This window comes from Bradyrhizobium forestalis (genome assembly GCF_002795245.1).
Taxonomy (GTDB): domain Bacteria; phylum Pseudomonadota; class Alphaproteobacteria; order Rhizobiales; family Xanthobacteraceae; genus Bradyrhizobium; species Bradyrhizobium forestalis.
Window position 1 is genome coordinate 101,831 of sequence record NZ_PGVG01000010.1, and the last position, 18,977, is coordinate 120,807.

Annotated in this window: 17 protein-coding genes; 7 read left to right on the forward strand and 10 right to left on the reverse strand. The window is 65.6% G+C overall.

Features of this window, described 5'->3' with window-relative positions; genetic code table 11:
- Positions 1 to 53: 53 nt before the first annotated feature.
- Positions 54 to 251, reverse strand: coding sequence for a hypothetical protein (locus CVM73_RS14585; RefSeq protein WP_024341172.1), 198 nt, complete (start codon positions 249 to 251; stop codon positions 54 to 56).
- Positions 252 to 440: 189 nt separating this feature from the next.
- A complete protein-coding gene (locus CVM73_RS14590; protein WP_100232665.1) occupies positions 441 to 1,382 on the reverse strand; it encodes an acetamidase/formamidase family protein in 942 nt (313 codons plus the stop codon).
- 167 nt (positions 1,383 to 1,549) lie between these two features.
- Between CVM73_RS14590 and CVM73_RS14595 the strand changes: the two genes are divergently transcribed.
- Genes CVM73_RS14595 through CVM73_RS14605 form a run of 3 tightly spaced genes read left to right on the forward strand, consistent with a single transcriptional unit; the run spans position 1,550 to position 4,341 of the window.
- Positions 1,550 to 2,317 carry a YdcF family protein gene (locus tag CVM73_RS14595; protein ID WP_167406844.1) on the forward strand — a complete coding sequence of 256 codons (768 nt, stop codon included), beginning with the start codon at positions 1,550 to 1,552 and terminating at the stop codon, positions 2,315 to 2,317.
- A 53-nt stretch (positions 2,318 to 2,370) separates the two neighbouring features.
- A complete protein-coding gene (locus tag CVM73_RS14600; RefSeq protein WP_100232667.1) occupies positions 2,371 to 3,153 on the forward strand; it encodes a DUF169 domain-containing protein in 783 nt (260 codons plus the stop codon).
- Between the two features lie 9 nt (positions 3,154 to 3,162).
- Complete coding sequence (locus CVM73_RS14605) at positions 3,163 to 4,341, forward strand: saccharopine dehydrogenase family protein (protein WP_100232668.1); 1,179 nt, start codon at positions 3,163 to 3,165, stop codon at positions 4,339 to 4,341.
- Between the two features lie 137 nt (positions 4,342 to 4,478).
- Here the strand turns inward: CVM73_RS14605 and CVM73_RS14610 are convergent, their stop codons facing one another.
- Positions 4,479 to 5,675, reverse strand: coding sequence for an FAD-dependent monooxygenase (locus tag CVM73_RS14610; RefSeq protein WP_100232669.1), 1,197 nt, complete (start codon positions 5,673 to 5,675; stop codon positions 4,479 to 4,481).
- Between the two features lie 147 nt (positions 5,676 to 5,822).
- On the opposite strand from CVM73_RS14610, the gene CVM73_RS14615 reads away from it, so the two are divergent.
- Entirely contained in the window at positions 5,823 to 6,299 is a 477-nt protein-coding gene (locus CVM73_RS14615) for a MarR family transcriptional regulator (protein WP_167406845.1), read from the forward strand.
- Here the strand turns inward: CVM73_RS14615 and CVM73_RS14620 are convergent.
- The 3 genes from CVM73_RS14620 to CVM73_RS14630 form a co-directional block, all read right to left on the reverse strand.
- Entirely contained in the window at positions 6,268 to 7,524 is a 1,257-nt protein-coding gene (locus CVM73_RS14620) for an O-antigen ligase family protein (protein WP_167406833.1), read from the reverse strand. The two genes, CVM73_RS14615 and CVM73_RS14620, sit on opposite strands and share 32 nt — an antisense overlap.
- A gap of 155 nt (positions 7,525 to 7,679) precedes the next feature.
- Complete coding sequence (locus CVM73_RS14625) at positions 7,680 to 9,230, reverse strand: undecaprenyl-phosphate glucose phosphotransferase (protein ID WP_100232672.1); 1,551 nt, start codon at positions 9,228 to 9,230, stop codon at positions 7,680 to 7,682.
- Between the two features lie 119 nt (positions 9,231 to 9,349).
- Entirely contained in the window at positions 9,350 to 10,483 is a 1,134-nt protein-coding gene (locus CVM73_RS14630; protein WP_100232759.1) for a glycosyltransferase family 4 protein, read from the reverse strand.
- A 201-nt stretch (positions 10,484 to 10,684) separates the two neighbouring features.
- Between CVM73_RS14630 and CVM73_RS14635 the strand changes: the two genes are divergently transcribed.
- Positions 10,685 to 12,991: a GumC family protein gene (locus CVM73_RS14635; RefSeq protein ID WP_100232673.1), complete on the forward strand. Its 2,307-nt coding sequence runs from the start codon at positions 10,685 to 10,687 to the stop codon at positions 12,989 to 12,991.
- Between the two features lie 259 nt (positions 12,992 to 13,250).
- On the opposite strand, the gene CVM73_RS14640 is transcribed toward CVM73_RS14635, so the two are convergent.
- Positions 13,251 to 14,432: a GNAT family N-acetyltransferase gene (locus CVM73_RS14640; protein ID WP_100232674.1), complete on the reverse strand. Its 1,182-nt coding sequence runs from the start codon at positions 14,430 to 14,432 to the stop codon at positions 13,251 to 13,253.
- Positions 14,433 to 14,562: 130 nt separating this feature from the next.
- Between CVM73_RS14640 and CVM73_RS14645 the strand changes: the two genes are divergently transcribed.
- Positions 14,563 to 15,612 (forward strand): polysaccharide deacetylase family protein, encoded by a 1,050-nt coding sequence (locus tag CVM73_RS14645; protein WP_100232675.1) that lies wholly within the window; start codon positions 14,563 to 14,565, stop codon positions 15,610 to 15,612.
- Here CVM73_RS14645 and CVM73_RS14650 read toward each other — a convergent pair.
- Positions 15,609 to 15,830, reverse strand: a complete 222-nt coding sequence (locus CVM73_RS14650; protein ID WP_100232676.1) for a DUF2842 domain-containing protein — start codon at positions 15,828 to 15,830, stop codon at positions 15,609 to 15,611. The two genes, CVM73_RS14645 and CVM73_RS14650, sit on opposite strands and share 4 nt — an antisense overlap.
- Positions 15,831 to 15,939: 109 nt before the next feature.
- On the opposite strand from CVM73_RS14650, the gene CVM73_RS14655 reads away from it, so the two are divergent.
- Positions 15,940 to 17,022: a COX15/CtaA family protein gene (locus CVM73_RS14655; protein ID WP_100232677.1), complete on the forward strand. Its 1,083-nt coding sequence runs from the start codon at positions 15,940 to 15,942 to the stop codon at positions 17,020 to 17,022.
- A 5-nt stretch (positions 17,023 to 17,027) separates the two neighbouring features.
- Here CVM73_RS14655 and CVM73_RS14660 read toward each other — a convergent pair whose 3' ends face one another.
- Together CVM73_RS14660 and CVM73_RS14665 are read right to left on the reverse strand one after the other, a co-directional pair.
- Positions 17,028 to 17,372, reverse strand: coding sequence for a hypothetical protein (locus CVM73_RS14660; protein WP_100232678.1), 345 nt, complete (start codon positions 17,370 to 17,372; stop codon positions 17,028 to 17,030).
- A 196-nt stretch (positions 17,373 to 17,568) separates the two neighbouring features.
- Positions 17,569 to 18,849 (reverse strand): O-acetylhomoserine aminocarboxypropyltransferase, encoded by a 1,281-nt coding sequence (locus tag CVM73_RS14665; RefSeq protein WP_100232679.1) that lies wholly within the window; start codon positions 18,847 to 18,849, stop codon positions 17,569 to 17,571.
- Between the last annotated feature and the right edge of the window lie 128 nt (positions 18,850 to 18,977).

The following is an 18,977-nucleotide window of genomic DNA, read 5'->3' on the forward strand; positions in this document are numbered from 1 at the left end:
CAGATGTCGGCCATCCGCTGTCTCGAGATCCGTCCGCTTCACGTCCGTCGCGCTCACGTCCTGCCATTGTCGCGGATCGACAGAAGCCCGTCCTTGATGGCGAGGCGGATGCCCTCCTCGATCAATGTCCGTGCGACGCCGGGAACGCTGGTGCCGTGGGTGCCCTGTCTCACCAGCTTCTCCAGATAGGCGATGGTCGAGAGCGCCAAGGTTACGGGAATGCGGTCAGTCTCGGCTTTTTCGGTGGCCATGGCGCGAACGCTAGCCTCTTACTCGGGTACATAAAAGTAACGATTAAGACTCTATTTAGGTTCGGGGGTGGGAGTCAAATCAGCGCCAAGCAGCGGCTCACCTGGTTGGAATCGCTTGAGAATCGGACACGCCGCGGGGAAGACCGGGCGGCGGCTCGATGTCGGCAGGTCAGGGAAGGGCCCGGCGGCTCAGCCGTGCACGATCGCCTTTTCGATCATGCAATGGATGCCTTTGGCGCCGTTGACGGTCTGGGTCACCCGGAGATCAGCGGCCAGGCTGCACAGCGTGTAGGCATCCTCGCGCGACAGGTTTCGCGTCTCGCCGAGCAGCGCGATCATGTCGCGCAGCGCACGCACCACGCATTGGTCGAGATCGGGGTCCATCGCCATGGTCATGTAGTGCGTCGGCGTCTCGGCGCGGGGGTAGTCGAGCTTGAGGTCCTTGCGCAGCGTCAGGCGGAAGCGGCCCCGCAGCGCGGTCTCGATGGCGGTGACGCAGACCTCGCCGTCGCCCTGCACGCCATGGCCGTCGCCGCAGGAGAACAGCGCGCCGGGGACGAACACCGGCAGGTACAGCGTCGCACCGGCGCCGAGCTCCTTGTTGTCGAGGTTGCCGCCCATCGCGCGCGGGATCAGCGATGAGATGCGCCCCCAGGCTGGTGGCGGCGACACGCCCATCACGCCGAAGAACGGCTTGAGCGGCAGGTCCAAACCCCAGGGCATGCGGCCGGTCATCCGCGTCCGGTCGAGCGGGATGTTCAGGATGCGCGTCTCGTGGAAATCGTCGGGCAGGGTGCCGGCCAGCGGCTTGATCATGTTCCAGCCCCAATCCTGCCGGAGCTGGACGTCGAGGATCTCGACCGCGAGCACGTCGCCGGGCTCGGCGCCTTCGACAGCGATCGGACCGGTGAGGATGTGGCCCGGCAGCATGCGCTCGTTTTTGGCATGAACCTCGTGCATCTCGGGCGGAATGTGAAATTTGTCGCGATCGGGCAGCATGTCGGGTCCGCCGCTGATGGTGTCGACCGTCACCTCATCGCCGCTGGCAATGGTGAGCACGGGCTGAAGCGCGGCTTCGAAGAAGCCCCAATGGCAGGTTTCGGGGCTGGAATGCAGGTGATGATGGGTCATGTGCCGCGTCCGTTCGGTTTCATCAGCGCGGGCTTGACCCGGCGATCGATCCTCTTTCAAGAAGATTTCTGAAGATGGCGGGGCCGGTCAAGCCCCGCACAGACAGGCCAGACGATTTCAGCGAGGCTCCCCTGTTTTTCGTTCTTTCCAAGACCCTCGGCACCGCGCTGCTGCCGATCAATCTCCTGGTCGAGCTCGGAATCCTGTCTGTCGTGCTGATGGCGACGCGCTTTGCCGCGCTCGGCCGCAGGCTTGCCGTGACCACGCTGGTGCTGATGGCGCTCGCTGCGTTCTCGCCGCTCGGCAATCTCCTGATCTATCCGCTGGAGTCTCGCTTCCCGGCGTGGGATCCGTCGCGCGGCGCGCCCGACGGCATCATCGTGCTCGGCGGCTCGGTCGACACCGATCTGTCGGCGGCGCATCGCACGCCGGTTGTCGCGCACGCGGCCGATCGTCTGTTTGCGCCGGCCGAGCTCGCTCGCCGCTATCCCAACGCGCGCATCGTCTTCACCGGAGGCACAGCGAACCTGGTTTCGACCGAGGCGAAGGAGGCCGACTATTCCGCGCCGATCCTGGAGAATCTCGGCATCGCGAAGGAACGCCTGATCCTCGAACGTAACTCTCGCAACACCTGGGAGAATGCGATCTTCACCAGGAAATTGGTGTCACCAAAGCCGGGCGAGCGCTGGCTCCTGGTGACGTCGGCCTTCCACATGCCGCGCTCGATGGGGATATTCCGCAAGGCCGGATTTGACGTCGAGGCGTATCCCGTGGATTGGCGGATGGGGGGACGAGACGATCTGTTCTCCTTCACGAATATGGGCGCTGACGGACTGGGCCGAACTGAAGTGGCCGTCCGCGAGTGGATCGGCCTCGTGGCTTACCGTCTGATGGGCCGGACCGGCGAGTTGCTTCCGGGGCCGGGCAAGGACTAGAACGAGGGCACCAAGACAAGAACCGGCGCGCGATCGCCGGCGCGGAGGAAGCCATGCAACAGCGGAGTGCAGACACGATCGATCCTGCCCGCCTCGTCGCCGATCTCAACAGCCTGCTGCGGCTGAAGACGAACGTGATCGGCATGAAGCTGTTCGCAACAGCGGCAGAGATGGAGGCGGTCCCGAAGATCCGGCGTCCGAACGCAATTCACACCACCGACCAGATCGTCAGCATGGCCGCGCGTCTGGGCTGGACCGTCGGCATCACCGCCGACGATCTCGTAGGCAGCCAGTGCCGCGCGGTGATCGGCCTCAGCCCCCAGGACGACAAATGGCTCGCCGGCGAAAACTATGTCGGGGTCTGGCATGGTACCACAGAGGACGCACGCAAGCGCCAGGAGGCGCTGGACGTGGTTCCGTTCGGACACTATCAGGCGCTCGCCGTCAGTCCGCTCGCGAGCGGCCGGCTCGATCCGCCCGACATCTGCCTCGTCTATGCGACGCCGGGGCAGATGATCATCCTGATCAACGGGCTGCAATATACCGGCTACAAGAAATTTGAATGGGGAGTGGTCGGCGAGACCGCGTGCGCGGATTCCTGGGGGCGGGCGCTCAAGACCGGGGAGCCCAGCCTGTCCTTGCCATGCTATGCCGAACGGCGCTATGGCGGCGTGCCGGACGAGGAGATGCTGATGGCCTTGAAGCCCTCGCATCTCGCCAAGGCAATCGAGGGCATGAAGGCGCTGGCGAAGAACGGCCTGCGCTATCCGATCCCGCCCTATGGCATTCAAAGCGACGTCCGTGCCGGCATGGGCGTGAGCTACGCGAAGAAGTAAAGGCCGATCATGAGCTCTGCGAAATTCGACATCGTCGTCTACGGCGCGACCGGTTTCACCGGCCAGCTCGTCGCCGAATATCTGGCGGCGCATTACAAGGATGACAAGGCGCTCAAATGGGCGATGGCGGGCCGCAGCCTCGATAAGCTGAAAGCGGTGCGTGATGCCATCGGCGCGCCCGCCGACACGCCGCTGATCGTCGCGGATGCGTCGGACGCGGCGTCGCTGAAGGCGATGGTCGCGCAGACCAAATCGGTGATCACGACGGTCGGTCCGTATCAATTCTATGGCGAGGACCTGCTCGCGGCCTGCGTCGCCGCGGGTACGGATTATTTCGACCTCTGCGGCGAGCCGGTCTGGATGCGGCAGATGATCGACAAGTACGAGGCGGCGGCCAAGGCGAGCGGCGCACGCATCGTGTTTTCCTGCGGCTATGATTCCGTGCCGTTCGAGCTTGGGACGTTCTTTGTGCAGGAAGAGGCCAAGCGCGTGTTCGGCGCGCCGACAGCGCGCGTGAAGGGCCGCGTGCGCGACATGCGCGGCACGCTGTCTGGCGGCACCGCGGCGAGCGCGAAGGCGACCTTCGATGCCGTCGCCAAGGACCTCAGCCTCGTCGCCATCCTCAACGATCATTTCGCGCTGACGCCGGGCTTCACCGGCCCGAAGCAGCCCAAGGGCAACAGGGCGGTCTTCGAGGAGGACCTGCAATCCTGGGCCGCGCCGTTCATGATGGCGCTCATCAACACCCGCAACGTCCATCGCTCCAACATGCTGTTGGGCTTTCCCTACGGCAAGGACTTCGTCTACGACGAGATGGTTTTGACCGGCCCCGGCGAGAAGGGCGAGACCAACGCCAAGCGCGTGATGGCGGCCAATGCCGAGAAGACCGGGCCGAACGCGCCGAAGCCGGGCGAGGGGCCGTCGAAAGAAGAGCGCGAGAAGGGCCTGTTCAATCTGCTCTACGTCGCAATCGCCCCCGACGGCCGCATGGTCCGCGCCGGCGTCACCGGTGACCGCGATCCCGGCTACGGCTCGACCTCGAAGATGATCTCCGAATGCGCGATCTGCCTGCTGCGCGACGCGGCGGACGTTCCGGCCGGCTTCTGGACGCCGGGCGCAGCGATGCGGCACAAGCTGATCAAGCGGCTGCGGGACCATGCGGGGCTGACATTTGAGGTGGAGAAGTAGGCGCAGTCGCGCGCCGCAAATACGCTGTCATCGCCCGGCTTGACCGGGCGATCCAGTACTCCGAGACAATGAGACAAGAACCGACAGGCCGCGGCGTACTGGGCCCCGGTCAAGCCGGGGCATGACAGCGTCAATCGCTACACCGCCCTTGCGTCATAGGCGTACATGAAATCCATACCCTTGGCGCCCAGCGGCAACAGCCATTTCAGCATCTGATTGCGCATCCACGCGCCGGTGGCGCTGAACTCGCGCTTGCTGTTGCCGTTGCGGCGGGCGATCGCGACGATCTTCTCGGTGCGCGGGCGGCGTTCGGCCTCGAAGGCCTGGAAGGTGGCGCCGAGCTCCTGCCGCTCCTGCATCAAGCGCGCGAGCCGCATCGCGTCCTCGAGCGCCAGCGAGGCGCCCTGGCCGGCATGGGGGCTGGTTGCGTGCGCGGCATCGCCGATCAGCAGTGAACGCTTGCGCGACCAGGTCGGCAGGGTCGCGACGTCGAGCGTGTCGGTGACCACGATGTTCTCGGCTGCCTCGATGATGGCGGGGATCGGATCGTGCCAGCCGCGATGGAAGCCGCGCAGATGCTGCTTCAGCGTCGCGTGATCGAGCGCGCGGAACATCGCCGCGTCCATGCCGTGCGCGGGCTGCGTGCTCCACCACATCACGCCGTCGTTCGGATCGGGGCTGCAATAGCCGTAGCCGAAGAAGCCGCTCTGTCCGAACGTGGTCTCGACGTGCCGGCCGATCGGCCTGCCGTCGAGCACGGCGTACGGCACGAAGCCGCCGAAGCCGATCAGGCCGGTGTCGAACGGCTGCGGCCCATCAGGCACGACCTGGCGGCGCACCACCGAGTGGACGCCGTCGGCGCCGATCAGGAAGTCGCCTTCGGCCGTGGTGCCGTCGGCGAAGTAGGCGATGATCGGCTGGTCGCCGCGATCCTCGATCTTGATCAGGCGCTTCTCGAAATACAGCGAGACGCAGGCGCACCAGGCCTTGTCGATCAGGATCTCGTTCAGCGTGGCGCGGGAGATGTTGACGGCTGGCTGGCCGAAGCGCCGCGCCAAGTCGCGGTTGATCGAGCCCAGCTTCTCGCCGTCCTGCGAATAGAAGTCGAAGGCTTCCGCCACCGAGCCGCGGCTGATCAGCTCGTTCGCGACCCCGATCTCGTCCATGACCTGCATGCCGTTCGGTGCGATCTGCAGGCCGCCGCCGATGCCCTTCGAATAGGGCCAGGCCTCATAGATCGCGGACTCGATGCCGGCGCGGCGCAGCAGGATGGCGGCAACGGGTCCGGCGATACCGGCGCCGATGATCAGGGCCTTGCGGGGACGATAGGACATGGCTTGCTCCCGACGTTTCCGTGGTGCTAGGAGAAATTACGGTCGCTAAATCTCTTAGTGGCTAAGATATATATCGAGTAAGAGAAGAGGCCTGTCTTGTCAAGGACGAAGGCGCGTGCGGCGTTGTTGCAGGAGCTCGAGGCGGCGATGCGCAGGTCGTCCGCGCAGGGCGTGCTCTACGGCCAGACCGTTGCCAACGTTGCCGGAATTGCCAATTCCGACCTGGAATGCATGGACATCCTCTATCTCGAGGGACGCGTCACCGCGGGCCGGCTCGCCGAGGTCACGGGCCTGACGACGGGCGCGATCACCGGCGTGATCGACCGGCTCGAAAAGGCTGGCCTCGTGCGCCGCGAGCGCGACGAGGCCGATCGCCGCAAGGTCTTCATTGCCGTCGTGCCGGAAGCGGCCATGAAGATCGGCCAGTTCTACGTGCCGATGCAGCAGGCGATGGAAAAGGTGTTTGCCGGCTATTCCGAAGAAGAATTGCGCCTGCTGCTGCGCTTCGCCAATGAGGGCTACAAGGGCGTTCTCGCGGCAACGGAAGCGCTGAAGAGCCTGCTCGATACGCCGCCGGAGAAGCGTCCCGATCTCAAGCTGAAGAAGCTTCGTCCGAACCCCTGATCTTGTAGGCCTGCGCGGCCGCGATCATGCCCCACATCGCGCCCAGCATCATCCAGAAGTGCCGCCAGTGGTCGGTATCGATCACGAAGCTTTCGCCGACGGTGCCGAGGAAGGCGGAGAACACCGCGAGATAGGCGCGCTGCCACGGCACAGGGATGAAGACGTGGCGGAAACCCATGATGACGGTGGTGAAGACCAGCGCGGGATAGCACACGCCGGAGAGCCAGCCGCCGGACATGAAGGCATTCAGGTAGGAGTTGTGGGTGTCCTCGGGGAAGTAGCGGTGGAATTGCAGGGGGCCGATGCCGAACGGCAGCTCGAGCGCCATCTCCGCGCCGAGAATGTGCCGACCGAACCGGCCGAAGCGGCCTTCGTCATAGCTCTGGTCGAAGCTCGCGCGTTGCTTGAACATCTCGGCGGTGGCATCGAACGACAGCAGCACCGCGATCAGCGCCAGCCCCAGCACCGCGGCGACGATCGCCATGATGATGATGCGCGAGCGTTGCGCATTGGTGCGGCTGGTCAGCACCATCAGCGCCAGCATGAAGGCGGAGGTCAGCACCAGCCCGCCCCAGGCGGCGCGGGAGAAGGCAAGCAGGATCGCCAGCGACATGATGCCGAAGGCGATGACATTGCGGAAGGCCTTGGCCAACTTGTCCGAGACCACGCTTTGGAGTGCGAACAGCGCCGGCAGGATCAGAAAGGCGCCGAGCACGTTGGGGTCCTTGAACGTGCCGCGCGCGCGTCCGTAGAGCGTCAGGAGGTCGTTGCCGCCGGGGACCAGGTGGAAGTAGCCGGCGACCGCCAGCAGCGAGGCAACCATCGCGCCGACCACGAGGCCGCGGCGGAGCATGTCGAGCCGGGCCGCGGTGTCCTCGGAGGTGACCATCGCGAAGAACACCACCGTCACTGCCATATACCAGGAGGTCGCGATCCAGCTCACCACCTCGGGCTGGTCGTACAGCGGGATCGCGCTGATGGTGTAGCCGACATTGAGCAGGACCAGCATCAGCACCAGCGGCATCAGCACGAGCCGCAGGCGCAGGCCGGTGGCGAAGAAGGCGACGGTCGCGAGCAGTGTCGCGATCTCGTACGGGCTCGGCTCGATGAACACGATGGCGCCGGAGGCGCCGACCAGCCACACCAGCGCGCGCTGCAGCGCCAGCACGCCGGGCGCAGCCGGCGCGGCCAATTTCACTTCACCGGCTGTCGCCGCATACGCCATCACACGCTCACGCCACTGGTACGCTACACACCACGCTGTCATCGCCCGGCTTGACCGGCCGATCCAGTACGCCGCGGCGCGCGTTGCAGGAAACGGCTGGCGCTGCGGCGTACTGGATGCCCCGGTCAAGCCGGGGCATGACGGAGAAACTCAACTCAATACGCGTTCTCGTTCTTGGTCAGCAGCGAGATCGGTGTCTTCAGGAGAATGTAGAGGTCGAACAGCACCGACCAGTTCTCGATGTAATAGAGGTCGAACTCGACGCGCTTCTGGATCTTCTCTTCGTTGTCGATCTCGCCGCGCCAGCCGTTGATCTGGGCCCAGCCGGTGATGCCGGGCTTGACGCGGTGGCGGGCGAAATAGCCGTCGACGGCCTCGTCGAACAGGCGGCTCTGCAGCTTGCCCTGCACCGCATGCGGGCGCGGGCCCACCAAAGAGAGATTGCCGGAGAACACCACGTTGAAGAGCTGCGGCAACTCGTCCAGGCTGGTCTTGCGGATGAAGCGGCCGACGCGGGTGACGCGCGGATCGTTCTTGGTCACGACCTTCGAAGCGGTCGGATCGGCCTGATGGTGGTACATCGAGCGGAATTTGTAGACGTCGATGCGTTCGTTGTTGAAGCCGAAGCGCTTCTGGCGGAACAGCACCGGGCCCGGGCTGTCGAGCTTCACGGCCAGCGCCACCAGTCCCATCACCGGCAGGGCGGCGAGCAGCGCGAGGCCGCCGACGATGCGGTCGAACAGCCACTTCATCACCAGGTCCCAGTCGGTGATCGGCGCCTCGAACACGTCGAGAGTCGGCACCTCGCCGAGATAGGAATAGGAGCGGGGACGGAAGCGCAGCTTGTTGGTGTGCGCGGACAGGCGAATGTCGACCGGCAGCACCCAGAGCTTCTTCAGCATCTCCAGGATGCGCGTCTCCGCCGAGATCGGCAGCGCGAACAGCACGAGATCGACGCGGGTGCGACGGGCGAACTCGACGATGTCGTCGACCTTGCCGAGCTTGCGCGCGCCGGCGCAGGTGTCGAGCGCGCGGCTGTCGTTGCGGTCGTCGAACACGCCGAGCACGTGGATGTCGGAATCCTCCTGCGCCTTCAGCGCCTCGACCAGCTGCTCGCCGTTGCTGTCGGAGCCGACGATGATGGTGCGGCGGTCGAGCCGGCCCTGGCGCGCCCAGCCGCGCACCAGCGAGCGCAGCACGAGTCTCTCGGCCATCAGCGCAGAGAGCCCGAGGAAGTAGAAGGCGGCCAGCCACAGCCGCGAGATTTCGCTGCCGTACTTGGCGAAGAAGGAGATGCCGATGAAGAGCAGGAAGACGAACGACCAGGACGAGATCATCCGCGTCATCTGCCGGAGCTGACCGCGGAACAACTGCACCTGATAGATGTCGGCGGCCTGGAAGCAGATCACGGCGGCGATGGCGACGGCGATGACCTCGGCGGGATAAACCCAGCTGAAGGCGCCGGAGAGCGGCATGACATAGCCGACATAGAGCGCAATGCCGACGAGGCTCAGCAGCGCGAAATCAGCCAGTCGGACGAAGCCGGCGATCACGATCGGCGAATAGGCGCGGGCGACCTTCTGGTTGACGACTTCGAGCGCCGCAGGCGAGAGCCGGCGACGGCGCTCCACAAAGGGCTGGTCAGCAGGCTTTGCCGCAGCGCTGGTCGCGGCATCGAGCATCGAGCGTGCGTTGAGCGGTTCCACGGGCGTCCACGTCCATTCCAAAAACCCGCGGCACGGCCTTGCGCGCCCCGGGCAAGCATCCCCTGGCGCTTCGATTATCGAACAAATCGGAAGATTTTCTAAAGCGGGCTTAAGGATGGTTAATGATTGGCAAATGCGTCGCGATAGCCGGCAAGCACGCCTTCGACCATCGCCGCTTGCGAGAAATGCGCAGAGATGCGCTCGCGCAAGGACACCGCGCGCTGCGTGGTGGTTTGCGGATCGTCCAGCGCTGCGGCGATCGCCTCCGCCATGGCTTCGGGATCGCTCGGCGCGAACAGAGCTGGGCTCTCGGCGCCCAAGATCTCGGGGATGCCGCCGATCTTGGATGCGATCATCGGAATGCCTGCGGCGCCGGCCTCGATCACGACGTAGGGCATGGAATCGCCGCGCGAGGGGACGACCAGCAGCCGTCCCTTGGAGAAACCGTAGCGCGCCTTGACGTGACCGATGAAGCGGATGGCACCGGTGAGGCCGAGCCTTTCGACCTGCGCCTTCAGCGCGGCCGTCTCCTCGCCGTCGCCGCCGAGCGTGAGCGTGACCTTCTTGCCGCCTTCATGCAGGCGTGCCACGGCATCGACCAAGAGGTCGGCGCCCTTGATGTGCCTGAACTCGCCGACATAGCAGAGGTCGGTCGCATCGTCGGCCGTTAAGACAGGCTCGAACTCCTCCGGAGTGACGCCATTGAAGACGCAATGCACCACGCCCTTGGGTGTGCCGACGATGCGCTGATAGGTGTCGCGGGCAAACGCGCTCTCGAACAGGAACAGGTCCGTCGAGTCCATCAGCGCGCGTTCGAGCCGCGCGTAGAACTCGCCCTTGAAGGTGTTGAGGGGATAATGCAGCGAGCCGCCATGCGGGGTGTAGATGCGGATCGTGTCGTCCGAGCGCCGCCGCATGCGGATGAAGGCGCCGGCCTTGGCGCCGTGGCCGTGCATCACGTCGGGCTTGAGCTTCGCGATCAGGCGCCGCATCCGCAGCCATACCATGACATCATCGGGTGACGGCTCGCGGCGGATCGCCATGCGGTGCACGCCGAGCTTCAGGCGCGGCGCGAGCTCGGCCAGCGCCTTGTCGGCACGTTCGCCACCGGTGAGGCTGTCAGCGAGGATGCCGACATGATGGCCGCGGTCGACCTGGCCGTTGGCGACGTCGAGGATGTGGCGGAAGATTCCGCCGACCGGAGCACGCACGGCGTGCAGGATGCGAAGCGGCCGGTCGGGAGAGGGGGGCATGATCAAAACCAGCTCGACGGCGACTGCCGAACAATTCTCACGAAATAATCGAGAGGGATTAAGGGGCCTCGTGGTTAACAAACGGTGACGGGCGCACGCGCGCGAGGCGCGCGATGCCGCGATTAACCCAGCGGCAACCTTAATGGAGTGTAATCGCCCCGGTTGAGGTAGAGTCGCAGCGTTGCCCTGCGGGAGTGTTCGATGCGTTTAGCGTTCTGGCGTGCCGGCAAGGACAAGGCGGTGATCGAGCGAGCCGTCTCGAAGTCCAAAGGCGAAGCTGCGCCCAAGGTCGAAGCCAAGGTCGAAGCCAAGATCGAAGCCAAGGCCGAAGCAAAGCCTGCGCCCGTTGTCGCGAAGCAGTCCGCAGTCGAATCCGGCGACATCGACCTGCACGCGCTCGGCGCGGCATTGGCGCGCAAGCGCGGCTGGATCATCGTGCCGACGGTGCTGGCGCTCGTTGCGTCCCTCGCTGTCGTCAATCTCGTCACGCCGCGCTACAAGTCCGAGGCCCGCATCCTGATCGACGGCCGCGAGAACGTGTTCCTGCGCCCGAACAGCGACCGTACCGAGGAGCGGCAGGCGCTCGACGCCGAGGCCGTTACCAGCCAGGTGCAGCTGGTGCTGTCGCGTGATCTCGCGCGCGAGATCATCAAGAAGAACAAGCTTGCCGAGCGCCCCGAATTCGATCCGGTGCTGCAAGGCATTTCGCCGCTGAAGTCGCTCGCGGCCCTGGTCGGCATCGGCCGCGATCCGTTCGCGATGACGCCGGAAGAGCGCGTGCTCGATGCCTATTACGAGCGCCTGCAGGCCTACGCGGTCGACAAGTCGCGCGTGATCGTGGTCGAATTCCAGTCCGCCGATCCCGAGCTTGCCGCCCGCGTCGCCAATTCGATCGCCGACGGCTATCTCGTGCTGCAGCAGGGCGTGCGCCAGGAGCAGGCCAAGAACGCCAGCCAGTGGTTGGCCGGCGAGATCGAGAACTTGCGCAAGAAGGTCTCGGACGCGGAGGCCAGGGTCGAGGACTTCCGTTCCAAGTCCAGCCTGTTCGTCGGCACCAACAACACCACACTGTCGAACCAGCAGATGGGCGAGGTCAACACCCAGCTCAACAATGCGCGCTCGATGAAGGCCGACGCCGAGTCCAAGGCACGGTTGATCCGCGAGATGCTCCAGAGCGGCAAGCCGATCGAGGCATCCGAGGTCGTGAACTCCGAATTGATGCGCCGGCTGTCGGAGCAGAGGGTGACGTTGCGAGCGCAACTCGCCGAGCAGTCGTCCACGCTGCTCGGCAATCATCCGCGGATCAAGGAGCTGAAGGCGCAGCTCGGCGACCTCGACAATCAAATCCGCGACGAAGCGGCCAAGATCTCGCGCTCGCTCGAAAGCGACGCCCGGATCGCCAGCGGCAGGGTCGATGGCCTGACCGTGAGCCTCGAGCAGCTCAAGAAGCAGGCGGCCTCGACCAACGGCCAGGACGTCCAGCTTCGCGCACTGGAACGCGAAGCCAAGGCGCAGCGCGACCTGCTCGAGACGTATCTCGCCAAGTACCGCGAGGCCAACACCCGCGAGACCATCGACACTGCGCCGACGGATGGCCGCATCATCTCGCGCGCCATCGTCTCGAACACGCCGGCCTATCCGAAGAAGCTGCCGATCGTGCTGATCGCGACCATCGCGACGCTGCTGCTCTCGTCAGGCGTCGTCGTCACCGGCGAGCTGTTGCGGCAGACCGCGCCGCGCGCGGCAGCCGTGTTCACTCCGGCGCCGGCGCGCGTCCAGGCGGCGGTTCGGCAGGAGCCGTTCGTCCAGCCGTTCGTTCAGCCGGTGGTCGAGCCGGTCGTCGAACCGGTGATGGGTGAGCCGGCGCCGCTTCAGCCGGCGATGACGGCCGATGCCGGTGTGACGGAGTTTGCCGAGATCGAGCAGCTCGCCGAAGGCCTGCGCGCCGCGGGCGGCGCGGCCAGGAAGGTCACGGTGCTCGGCACCGCGTCCGGCGAAGCCATCACACTGTCGACCTTGACGCTCGCCCGCCACCTTTCGCGCGATGCGCGCGTCGTCGTGGTCGATCTCGCCGCGTCCTCACCGACCATTGCCGCGGTGTCCGTCGATGCGTCGGCTCCGGGCCTTGCCGAGCTGATGCAGGGCGAGGCCTCGTTCGCGCAAATCATCACCCGGGACAAGCTGTCACGGCTGCATCTGGTCATGGCCGGCCGTCCCGGCTTCGACCGCAGCCTGCTGCAATCGCCGCGCGTGGCGCTCGCGATCGACGCGCTGCTGCGCGCCTACGATCACGTGCTGATCGACGCCGGCAGCGCCTCCGACCTCCCGGCCGAACTTTTGACGGCGCATGCCCGCGCCGTCGTGGTGCCCGACGCCTCGATGGCACCGGATGCGCGCACGCAGATGTGCGAGCAGCTGAGAGCGGTCGGCTTCAGCGAGGTGACCATGCTGAGCAAGCCGGTGCAGGCTTCGGATGCAATGGAGACGCCGCGCGTGGTGGCGGCGTAGGCGAGGGGGCTCGCCTCGGTCTCTTTCAGTTTCTGTGCTGCCTCTTACCCTCCCCTGGAGGGGGAGGGTCGGCTCGCGGCGCGTCAGCGCGGCGAGACGGGGTGGGGTGATCTCCCCCTACGGGCACTGTTGGATGTGGAGAAACCGTCACCCCGCCCCGTCTCAAGTCTCGCTTCGCTCAACATGAGCCGACCCTCCCCCTCCAGGGGAGGGTAAGCGGAAGCTTCGCAAGTGGTTAGATTTCGGAGAAGAGCCCGCGCTACCCGAACGCCTGCCGCAGCCGTCGGGCCATGTCGAACAGCATCTGGTTCTGCTTCACCAGCCGCTTGCCGCGGCTGAGCGAGGACATCGCCATCGCCGCGAGTTTTCCGCGCGAGGTCAGCGGCACGAAGCTGTCGAAGATGTCCTCGTCGTCCTTGCAGAACATCCGCTTGTACTCGTCCGAGCCGATGCCGAGGTCAAGCGAGCGGTAGCCGCGCTCGGCGTAGCGATCGATGATGTAGCGCATCAGGATCAGGCCGGGGCTGTAGCGGGCGTGCTCGGACATCGTGTAGGTGTTGAACATCATCGAGAAGCGCTGGCCGTCGGCGACGCCGGCGAAGATCGCGATCACCTCGTCGTCGCATTCGAGGGCGTGGATGTCGATGACGCGCCCTTCACCGCGCGGCGCAAGGCAGGCGCTGCGGACGAATTGTTCGACGCCGGGCTCGGCGAAGACGTTCGGGAGTTTTTGCTCGGCCATCCGCGCCGGCTTGACGCGGAAGAACCAGTCGAGCAGGCGGGTGATGTCCGCGTCTGACGTGGCGAGATGATAGCGATAGCCGGCGAGGGACTGAAGCTTCTTTTCCTTGCTCTTGAGGCGGCGGCGGAGGGAATTGCTGATCCGCGATTCCTTCGGCCCGCCCGGCTCCATCACCAACTGCGGACAGCCGTTGATCGCGCTCTGTCGCGGCAGTCGCGCAAACGGATTCTGCTGGTCGCTCCAGCGCTCGGGCTGCTGCGTCAGCGCGAGCACGTCGACATGCGCGCGCAGCGGCGCAAGCAGCGCGTCGAGATCTGCGCTGGTGACCTGCGCCGCGAACTCGGCGTTCCACAGGCCCATGTTGAAGGTGGTGTGCTTGCCGCCCATGAAGCAGGCCGTGCGCACGCCATGGCTTTGGCGCAGCGAGAGCGGCAGCAGCAGGAGCGGCCTGTGCTCGGCGTCGCGGGCGATCACGATGAACGGCCGGGCGCCTTCGTGGGCGCCGACCAGTCGCTGCCAGGGACTGAGCAGGTCGAAGCGCTGGTAGGGTGTGAAGAGATGGCCGTTTTCCTCGAAGGCACACCAGACCGCCTCGGCCTCGGCGAGATCGGTGACGATATCGACCTGCGCGATACGGTTCGCTTTCGACCGCGCTGGCGCTTCTGCCGTCCGGCTTTGCGTCGCCGCAGCCATGGTCATTCGCGATACCTGTCGAGAAAATCGAAAATTCGTAATTCGGCCTGTGGCCGACCTTTGCAAACAAAGGTCAACAAAGGGTAATGACAATGGGAGAGGGGACGGACCGCCGGCGCGCGCGAAGGGTGGGATATTGGCTTCCGACGACAGATGGCTGGAACGGCTGCGCCTCGAGCTGACCTGGTTCAGCGGTCAGGCGGCGCTGCGCGGTCGTGGTGCCGGCGCTATCCTGCGCTTTGCGCAGGTGCGGCCGCGGCGCCGCCGCGGGTTTCAGCCGCTGCGCGCGAACGAGATCACGCCGCAATTCCTCGACCGCGCCATTCGCGCGCTGAAGCGGTGGCGTTACGATTTTATCGGCATGGACGAGGTCTGCCGGCGCGCGGTGACGCTGCCGGAGAAGCGTCGCTTCGTGGCGCTGACCTTCGACGGCGCCAACAAGGATCTCATCAATTTCGCCTATCCGGTGCTGGCGCGCCACGCCGTGCCCTTCACGATCTATGTCCCCACCGCCTTTCCCGACGGCGTCGGCGAGGCCTGGTGGCTCGGGCTCGAGCAGGTGATTGCGCGCGAGAGCCGCATCAGCCTGATGATGGGTGAGAAGGAGCAACGCTTCACCGTCACCGACAAGGCCCTGAAGCAGGCGCTGTTTTCGTATCTGGAGAGCTGGCTTCGCTCGCTGCCGCCGGCGGATTTGTCGGTCGCGATCGCCGATCTCTGTACGCGCTACCGGGTCGACCTCGCTGCGCTCTCGCGCGAGGCGTCGATGGATTGGGAGGACCTGGCGCGGTTGGCTGCCGATCCGCTGGTGACGATCGGCAGCGCCACCGTCAACTATCCCGTTCTCGCCAACATGAAGGATGCCGCTGCGCTGCGCGAGATGACGATGGGCAAAGCGGTCGCGGAATCGGCGTTTCGGCGCGAGATCCGGCATTTCGCCTATCCGTTTGGCGACCGCTCCTCGTTTCGGCGCAGCCACGTCGTGATGGCGGAGGAGGCCGGCTTTGCCAGCGCGGTGTCGACGATCCCGGGCATCGTGGAGGCGGAGGGGCGCACCAATCTGCGCGCACTGCCGCGGATTGCCTGGGACGGGCGGGTGCGATCGCTGCGGATGCTGCGCGTGCTGGTGTCGGGTGTTGCCTTTGCGCCGGTGAGGCCGACGGGCAGCGCTACGAGCAAGACCTAACGAGTGGACTTGACCCGGTCGGGCCGCTGCATCCAGCTCACGATCGGCATCGCCGGCAGCACCCAGCCCATGCCGACCACGACGTAGTAGATCGCCTGCCGCCAGCTGGACTCGGCGATCCAGGGCATCTGCGCCAAGGCCATGCCGAGCAGGGCCCAGACGGTGGCGAGCACCAGGAGCAGGATGGCGCCGAGGAACTTGCGGGTGCGGATCGTCATGGCGGAATGTCGTGGTCCTGGCGTAACTTGCGCTGCGGGAGCGGGGGACTATAAGGGGCACGCAGTCCGGTTCAAGTCTCTTGGGTAGAAGGCTTGGTTTGTCCCTGAAATGACGACGATTTCCGCTCCAATCAACCCGCACCGCGCCGTGCGCTGGTGGCTGATCTCTGTGGCCGCGCTGATCGCCCTGATGGTGCTGGTGGGCGGCGCGACGCGGCTGACGGAATCCGGCCTCTCGATCGTCGAATGGAAACCCGTTACGGGCAGCGTGCCGCCGCTCACCGAGGCGCAGTGGACCGAGGCGTTCGAAGCCTACAAGAAGATTCCGCAATATCGCGAGCTCAACGCCGGCATGAGCCTGTCCGAGTTCAAGGAGATTTTTTGGTGGGAGTGGAGTCACCGGCTGCTCGGCCGCTTCATCGGCGTCGCCTATCTCTTGCCGTTCCTGTTCTTCCTCTGGCGCGGCGACCTGTCCGGTGAATTGAGGCGGCGACTGTGGCTGCTGTTTGCGCTCGGCGGGCTGCAGGGTGCGGTCGGCTGGTGGATGGTAGCCTCGGGCCTGACGGCGCGGGTCGAGGTGTCGCAATATCGGCTGGCGACGCATCTGGTGCTGGCGCTGCTGATCTTCGCCGGGATCGTCTGGACGGTGCGGCGGCTCAAGGAGCGGCCGCAGATCGCGGCACCGGCTCGGCTGCGGTTCACCAGCGCGCTGCTTCTCGTCGTGACCTTCGTGCAGATCTATTTCGGTGCGCTGGTCGCAGGCCTGCGCGCCGGGCGCGCTTACAACACCTGGCCTGAGATCGATGGCGCGTTCATTCCGTCGGCTGATCGGTTGTGGTTCGAGACGCCGTGGTGGCGCAACATGTTCGACAATGTGCTGACGGTGCAGTTCGAGCACCGCATGACGGCCTATGCGCTGTTCGTGCTGGCGGCGCTGCACGCGATCGACGCGGTGCGCTCGCGCGCAGGGGCGGCAGCGAGCGGCGCGCTGTGGCTGCTTGCGGCGGTGAGCCTGCAGGCGGTGCTCGGCATCCTCACGCTGCTCAACCAGGTGCCGATCGATCTCGCGCTCGCGCATCAGGCGGTTGCGATCCTGGTGCTCATACTCGCGGTGATGCAGGTGGAACGGCTCGCATCACGGCGGTCTGCGGAGACGCAGCCGCGCGCGGTTCCGCTCAGCCAGCCCGGCTGATCAGATCAGCAGTAGCCGTAGACGCCGCACGCGTAGGGCAGGCGCCAGAAATAATCGACCTGCTTCCCGCCGTAGTACGCGCCCTGATAATCGTAGCTCCAGGGCCGGCCGTAATAGCCCGGCAAGGTGTGGGAGCCGGGCAGGAGCGGCGTGCCCGGCAGGTTGCGGATGTAGCTGCCGATGCCATAGGCCGGCGAGATCAGCGCATCCGGATCGGTCTCGACATAGACCTGTGGCGGGTCCTGCGGCGGCACGGCAGCGCGCCGCTTCGGCGTCGCCGGCAGATCGGCGGCGAGCGCGCCTGAAACCGTCAGCATCGCCGCAAGGGCAGGCACCATCCAGCGCAGCATCGTCGGCTCCGAATCAAAGGGGCGATCCAAGGACGATGTATGCGGCAGATATGGTTAATGACTGTTAACTGACGGTCGTCCAACGACTGTCATTCCGGGGCGGTCCGGCAGGACCGAACCCGGAATCCAGAGCTGATCGCACCATATCGAGGTTCCGGGTTCGGTGCTTCGCACCGTCCCGGAACGACGGTGGCGATCAAGCCCCCAGCGCCTGCTCCAGATCGGCGATCAGGTCTTCCTTGTCCTCGATCCCGACCGAGAGCCGCACCACGTCGGGACCGGCGCCGGACTTCACCTTGGCGGCGTCGTCGAGCTGGCTGTGCGTGGTCGAGGCGGGGTGGATCACCAGCGAGCGGGTATCGCCGACATTGGCGAGGGGCGAGAACAGCTGCAGCTTCGACACCAGGCTGACGCCGGCGTCATAGCCGCCCTTCAGGCTGAAGGTGAACACTGCGCCCGCGCCCTTCGGCGCGTATTTGCGCGCGAGCTGGTTGTACTTGTCGCTCGGCAGCCCCGCATAGCTCACTGAAGCCACCGCCGGATGTCCCGCGAGGTATTCGGCAACGGCCTTGGCATTGTCGCAGTGCCTCTGCATGCGCAGCGGCAGCGTCTCGATGCCGGTCAGGATCATGAAGGCGTTGAATGGCGACAGTGCCGGGCCGAGATCGCGCAGGCCCAGCACGCGGCAAGCGATCGCGAAGGCGAAATTGCCAAAGGTCTCCTGCAGGCGGATGCCGTGATATTCGGGCCGCGGCTCCGACAGCATCGGATATTTGCCCCCCGTCGACCAGTCGAAGGTGCCGGCATCGACGATGATGCCGCCGAGCGAGTTGCCGTGGCCGCCCAGAAATTTCGTCAGCGAGTGCACGACGATGTCGGCGCCATGGTCGATCGGACGGATCAGATAGGGCGAGGCCAGCGTGTTGTCGACGATCAGCGGCACGCCCGCCTTGCGGGCGACCGTCGAGATCGCTTCGATGTCGGTGATGCTGCCGGCGGGGGTGGCGGTGGACTCGATGAAGATCGCCTTGGTCCGCGGCGTCACCGCGCGCTCGAAGCTCGAGATGTCATCGGGGTCGGCCCACACCACGTTCCAGCCAAAACTCTTGAACGCATGCGTGAACTGGTTGATCGAGCCGCCATAGAGCTTTCGTGCGGCGATGAACTCGTCGCCGGGCTGCAGCAATTGTTGCAGCACCACGACCTGCGCGGCATGGCCGGAGGCCACAGCCAGCGCGGCGGTGCCGCCTTCGAGCGCGGCGACGCGCTCTTCCAGCACCGCATTGGTCGGGTTGCCGATGCGGGTGTAGATGTTGCCGAATGCCTGCAGGCCGAACAGCGAGGCGGCGTGATCGGCGTCGTTGAAGACGAAAGAGGTCGTTTGATAAATCGGAGTCGCGCGCGCGCCGGTGGTTGGATCGGGCTGTGCACCGGCATGCACGGCGAGGGTTGAAAATCCCGGAAGGCGATCGCTCATTGAGGCGTCCTGTTCTCGTGGTCTGAAATCGCGCGGCATGCTGATGGGCGGGGCGCGCGCCGTCAAGGCGCCGCATTACACCGGAACGATCTTGCTACGCATTGTCGCGTTCGCGAAACGAATCCTTC

Coding starts and splice junctions, on each gene's coding strand:
- CVM73_RS14585 (WP_024341172.1), bottom strand. CDS start 251: ATGGCCACCGAAAAAGCCGAGACTGACCGCATTCCCGTAACCTTGGCG.
- CVM73_RS14590 (WP_100232665.1), bottom strand. CDS start 1,382: ATGACCCATCATCACCTGCATTCCAGCCCCGAAACCTGCCATTGGGGC.
- CVM73_RS14600 (WP_100232667.1), top strand. CDS start 2,371: ATGCAACAGCGGAGTGCAGACACGATCGATCCTGCCCGCCTCGTCGCC.
- CVM73_RS14605 (WP_100232668.1), top strand. CDS start 3,163: ATGAGCTCTGCGAAATTCGACATCGTCGTCTACGGCGCGACCGGTTTC.
- CVM73_RS14610 (WP_100232669.1), bottom strand. CDS start 5,675: ATGTCCTATCGTCCCCGCAAGGCCCTGATCATCGGCGCCGGTATCGCC.
- CVM73_RS14615 (WP_167406845.1), top strand. CDS start 5,823: ATGCGCAGGTCGTCCGCGCAGGGCGTGCTCTACGGCCAGACCGTTGCC.
- CVM73_RS14620 (WP_167406833.1), bottom strand. CDS start 7,524: ATGGCGTATGCGGCGACAGCCGGTGAAGTGAAATTGGCCGCGCCGGCT.
- CVM73_RS14630 (WP_100232759.1), bottom strand. CDS start 10,483: ATGCCCCCCTCTCCCGACCGGCCGCTTCGCATCCTGCACGCCGTGCGT.
- CVM73_RS14635 (WP_100232673.1), top strand. CDS start 10,685: ATGCGTTTAGCGTTCTGGCGTGCCGGCAAGGACAAGGCGGTGATCGAG.
- CVM73_RS14640 (WP_100232674.1), bottom strand. CDS start 14,432: ATGACCATGGCTGCGGCGACGCAAAGCCGGACGGCAGAAGCGCCAGCG.
- CVM73_RS14650 (WP_100232676.1), bottom strand. CDS start 15,830: ATGACGATCCGCACCCGCAAGTTCCTCGGCGCCATCCTGCTCCTGGTG.
- CVM73_RS14655 (WP_100232677.1), top strand. CDS start 15,940: ATGACGACGATTTCCGCTCCAATCAACCCGCACCGCGCCGTGCGCTGG.
- CVM73_RS14660 (WP_100232678.1), bottom strand. CDS start 17,372: ATGCTGCGCTGGATGGTGCCTGCCCTTGCGGCGATGCTGACGGTTTCA.
- CVM73_RS14665 (WP_100232679.1), bottom strand. CDS start 18,849: ATGAGCGATCGCCTTCCGGGATTTTCAACCCTCGCCGTGCATGCCGGT.